This window comes from Streptomyces sp. NPDC056361 (assembly GCF_042262805.1).
In the GTDB taxonomy this organism is placed as follows: domain Bacteria; phylum Actinomycetota; class Actinomycetes; order Streptomycetales; family Streptomycetaceae; genus Streptomyces.
Map to the genome: position 1 here is coordinate 1 of NZ_JBHJQI010000204.1, position 4361 is coordinate 4361.

Annotated in this window: 3 protein-coding genes and 3 pseudogenes; 2 read left to right on the forward strand and 4 right to left on the reverse strand. The window is 67.7% G+C overall.

What is annotated here, in order from left to right:
• Positions 1-754 precede the first annotated feature (754 nt).
• A pseudogene (locus ACFCY7_RS37435) lies at positions 755-839 on the reverse strand (DUF6104 family protein); the annotation flags it as partial.
• Between the two features lie 332 nt (positions 840-1171).
• Between ACFCY7_RS37435 and ACFCY7_RS37440 the strand changes: the two are divergent.
• Complete coding sequence (locus ACFCY7_RS37440; protein ID WP_376490552.1) at positions 1172-1360, forward strand: hypothetical protein; 189 nt, start codon at positions 1172-1174, stop codon at positions 1358-1360.
• A 389-nt stretch (positions 1361-1749) separates the two neighbouring features.
• Here the strand turns inward: ACFCY7_RS37440 and ACFCY7_RS37445 are convergent.
• Both ACFCY7_RS37445 and ACFCY7_RS37450 read right to left on the reverse strand, forming a co-directional pair.
• Positions 1750-1830, reverse strand: a pseudogene (locus tag ACFCY7_RS37445) (DUF6104 family protein); the annotation flags it as partial.
• Between the two features lie 118 nt (positions 1831-1948).
• Positions 1949-3499 (reverse strand): hypothetical protein, encoded by a 1551-nt coding sequence (locus tag ACFCY7_RS37450; protein WP_376490553.1) that lies wholly within the window; start codon positions 3497-3499, stop codon positions 1949-1951.
• 178 nt (positions 3500-3677) lie between these two features.
• Between ACFCY7_RS37450 and ACFCY7_RS37455 the strand changes: the two genes are divergently transcribed.
• The gene (locus ACFCY7_RS37455; RefSeq protein WP_376490554.1) at positions 3678-3851 is read left to right on the forward strand and encodes a hypothetical protein; all 174 of its coding nucleotides are present in this window, start codon (positions 3678-3680) and stop codon (positions 3849-3851) included.
• 326 nt (positions 3852-4177) lie between these two features.
• Here the strand turns inward: ACFCY7_RS37455 and ACFCY7_RS37460 are convergent.
• A pseudogene (locus tag ACFCY7_RS37460) lies at positions 4178-4361 on the reverse strand (hypothetical protein); the annotation flags it as partial.

Below are 4361 nucleotides of genomic sequence, written 5' to 3' on the forward strand. Positions count from 1 at the left end.
GTCTCCTGCGGAGACACGACGCGGAGTGACTGCGTCACTCCCACTGCCGCCGCGCCGCTGCGCGGCGCCGGGGGAAGTGACCCGACGGGCAGTCACCTGCGGTGACTGCGGGGCCGCCCGGTCGGACCGGGCCTGCGGACCTGTTGTGGAAGGCCGGCCTTTGGTGCCATGCCCCCTGCGGGGACATTTCTGCTGTTCAGAAGGCTAGTTGGGGGATGAATCCCGGGTGGTAGGGCCTCCGTCCCCTGCGGGGCCGAAGGCTACCCGGTCGCGCTCCCGCGCTCCTGGCAGCAGCAGTACGGGCTCTGTCCACTCTTCCTGTCCAGCTGACATCCGACCAGAACCCAGTTACACAGAGTGCCACAGCTTGACTCTCCCCATCACTGAATGGTCTAAACCAAAAAGAAGCAACAAAAGGGAGAAATCCGGGTTCACAGTCCGGAAGGCGGGTACCGGCCACCCGTCAAATACCAAAACCGCAAACCCACATGACACAACCTCAAATCGCTTTCAAAAACCCATCCTGACGCCCCACCAAACCCAATACCAAAACCGCATAAGAAAGGTCCTCATCTCCGAATGCGTAATCCGCATGAGGATTCCGTATCCGGAGATGAGGACCATAAGTCGGTCACCTCCGCGCACAAGCCCGTAGGGCGGCGCGGAAACCACGCGGCGCACCCACCCTCCAGCTGCCGGCCGACGAGCCGCCGTGAGCACCGCGGTCCTCGCCCTACACAGCCGCCGGGGGTGGCTGCTCGGCGAGCCACTCGAAGGTGACCTCCTCCTCGCCGCACCGCTTCTCCAGATCCTCGTAAGCCACGGCCAGTGAAGTACACCTGGTGCGGCAACGGGTGAGGTCAGGGGCTTTGAGACGCACCCGGAAGAAGCTGAAGAAGCTCCGGGAGCAGCCCGGAATCATCCGACTTACCCCACCCCAAGGCTCGTCTTGGGGAGCGACTTCTTCATCGCCCCCGGTTGGGTCCTCACCTGCATCCGTGACGTGGAAGCGCCGGAGTCAGGAAGGCAGCTCCTTCGCCGTCCTGTTCGACCGTCCTGACCCAGCGCCGCCCGGCGGAGGGTCAGGGGCCTCGCCGCCTCCTGTGTCCCACGTCCACCCTCGTCATCAACCACCAAGCCGCCAACGTGTGGCACCTGCCGGAGGACCACCGTGCCCATCTCCATCGACCCGATGCTCGTGCTGCCCCTGCTGGCCGGCGTCGTCGGCATCGCCCTCGTAGCCATCGTCTGCATCGTCGCCCTACTCCGCGCCGACCGCGCCGACACCGTCGCCGTCATCAAAGCCCTACCCGAACTCGCCGCAACACTCCTACGGCTCCGCCGACGGCCCCGGCAGTGACGCCCAGGACCTTGCCGACCCAAACCCCCTGGAGCTCGTTGCAAGTCCGCCAGAACGGCCGCCGCCCGCCCCGACACCGCGAGACCGCGGCCGGGCGGACGGTCGGCGGCTCAGGGCACCGCGCTACGCCAGTCCGAGGGGGCGAACCGCGCTCATGGCCTGATGTGATCTCTCGGTTCTGTGCCAGTGCGCCACCTGCACGAATACCGCTCCGTGACAGCGGGATCGCCACGATCTCCCACATCCATGCCAGTGATCCATGCTCCAAAAACAGACCCCGACCAGCACGAACGCACAACCCCTCACTGTCTCTCATCTCACTGTCACAAAGCCGAGAGATCGCAGCCATGAGCACCGCGATCCCCGCCCCACGCAGCCGCCGGGGGCTACTGGGCGAGCCACTCAAAGGTGACCTCCTCCTCGCCGCGCCGCTTCTCCAGTTCCTCGATGCCACGGTCGGTGAAGTACACGGTGCGGCAACAGGTGAGGGCGGCCGCGCGAGAACACGGTCGTCCACTAGGTTCTGTCGCCTGACCCACGCGCAGGGCTCCGCCCGGGATTCGGCGGGGCTGCATGTGTCGTCGCCCCTCATGGGGCAGGTGTCGGGCCGTCACCGCGGCCCATCTGCTGCTCCTTCCGGCGTGCCGCCTGTTCCAGTTCCTTCACGGCGGCTTTCTGCTCCGCCTTCCAGTTCACGACTCTGCCGGCCACCTTCTGCCGGTGGTCCAGCCGGGCCAGCTCCGTCCACCCCTCGTGCAACCACTGCGTCCTGCGCTCGGCCTGTGCGAACGACTCGTCTCCCTGCTGCCTGATGTCCGGGTCCGCCTCTCTGAAGGCGTCGGCCTCGCGCTGCTCGATCCTCCTGTGGGCGTGGAAGAACTCCAGGGTCTCCTGCGGGGTGGCGCCCATCTCCTCGACCAGCGCCATCAGCACCCAGTCGAGCTTGGGGAACCTGTCCCCGTTGAGCCACCCGCGGATCGACACGTCGGTCGCGGAAGGCTCCCCTTCTTCCTCGAGGATGTCGTTGACGGTCTCGAGCATCCGTGCAACGGGCCACTTCCTGACGCCGTCCCGCTTACGCAGGGCCGCGAGCTGCCGCCCCAGATGCGCGGGCGTCGTCGCTTTGAACAAGGCGTCCACGATGGCCGACCGTTCTGGCGTGCTCGCGGTGTCCGGCCTGGTCACCGCGTTGTTCACCGCGTTGTCCAGTCCGCTCTCCCGAACAATCCCATCGGGTTCCTGCGCCTTCGCGGTCGCCCGGCTGGCGATGACCTCTCCCTCGACCACCCTCGGTATGACCCCGTCTCCGGAGGCCGGCTCGAGGCCGAGGTCCGAGCGCAGCTCGTCCAGTTCCAGGTCCTGCTCGGCGAGCAGTTCTTCTGCGGCCTGCAGGACTTCGGCGATCTGCTCCATCGGCGGCAGCTCCATGCCGTCCGCCGGCAGCTGCGGCATCAGGTACCCGGAGGTCGTGTTCTCGGTACCGAACTGGGACTGCGCGATCGTGACCTTCGCCTCGGCGGCGAGGCGAAGGTCGAACGCCTTGTGCGCCGCGCGGCGGGCGTGCAGGAGCTGGCCTTCGGCCCGGACGCGGTACTTCTCGGACTGTTCGAGCGCCTGCTGCAGCCCACGGGTCTCGCGCGCTTCCTCGAGCGCGCGGTCGCGCTCCTGCGTGAGCTGAATGGACTGGCGCTGCAGGAACGAGACCATGTCCTGCAACTGGGCGCAGCGCTTCTCCGACTCGGCCAGCTTGCGCATGGCCTCCGCCTGCAGCATCCGGGCGTCGTCGAGCCGCAGAGCGAGTTCAGCGAGCGCCACGGCCGCCGACACCGGCGCCCGGTTGTGCTGCGCGGGCACTACGGAGGGCTGCGGCTGAGTATCCAGCCGCTGGGCGGCCTCCCGCGCGGCGGCGAGCAGCCGGTGCCCGTTCTCGCGGACACTCTCGCGCATGTCCTTGGCCACCAGCTTGTCGACGACCTTGTCGAGCAGGTCCTCCCGGATGAGTGTGCTGCCGCTGCGGTACTCGGTCCACATCGCCTTCGAGTAATGGAAGTCCTTCTCCAGGATCCGCACCGGGATGCCTTTGGTGACCGTGCGCAGCCAGACCGCCAGCGCGTTCGCCTCCTCGGTACGGCCCTTCAAGTCCGTGAGACCTCGGCCCATCCCCCGCCCCCCGTATCCCCGTGTCCAGTGAACAAAGACCCCGTTGTCCACAATCCGTGAGCCGCCTCCTGGGCTTTCACCGGTCGGCCCCAGCGAACAATCACACCACCGCCGACCGTGGGAGTACCGGCCAATTCCATCAACTCAGGAGGCACCCATGCCCACCCCAAACGTGCCCCGCCCTCCCCGCCGCACCTGGGCGTACGCCGCGACCACCATCCTCGTTCTCGCCCTGAACCAGGGCTGGGCCGCCACCGACGTCATCAAGCTGGCCGCCGTCGTCCTCGTCCTCATCGCCCTGGTCGTCGGCGCCGGCCAGGACAGTGAGTAGACCCGCAGCTGGGTCCCCGGCAGCACGATGCCGGGGACCCAGCAAGCCCCGCAGCGGCATGAAGCCGGTGCCGTCAGCCGGAGGACCGCGACTCACTCGGCTGAAGAACGTCCCGGGTGCGCTCACCGTCCCCGAACCAACCCCGGCCCGCTGGCCCCGGGCGTTGGCCAATGGAGGCCAGCCGAACGCACTGCCGTTGGACGAGAACGCCCCGCCCGGTGCTGCCGGGCGGGGCGTCGCCATAAAAGCCCCGGCCAGGTGTCGGACGTGGGGTCAGGATCCGCATGCTCTCCGCGAGGGTGCGTCACTCCCCAGGCCCACGTGACTCAGCCGCGCTGAATGCCAAGCGTCTCCCTGAGAATGCCTCGGACTCCGTCATCCGTCTGCACGAGAAGGTGCTGGCCTCGTCGCTCGATCGCCAGGTACCAGGTGCCTGGCGAGAGCTGGACAACGGGCTCCGAGCCGCCGTCCTCCGGCAGCAGGGGGCGGAGGACCGGTACCGCGAACCAG

Coding starts and splice junctions, on each gene's coding strand:
- ACFCY7_RS37455 (WP_376490554.1), top strand. CDS start 3,678: ATGCCCACCCCAAACGTGCCCCGCCCTCCCCGCCGCACCTGGGCGTAC.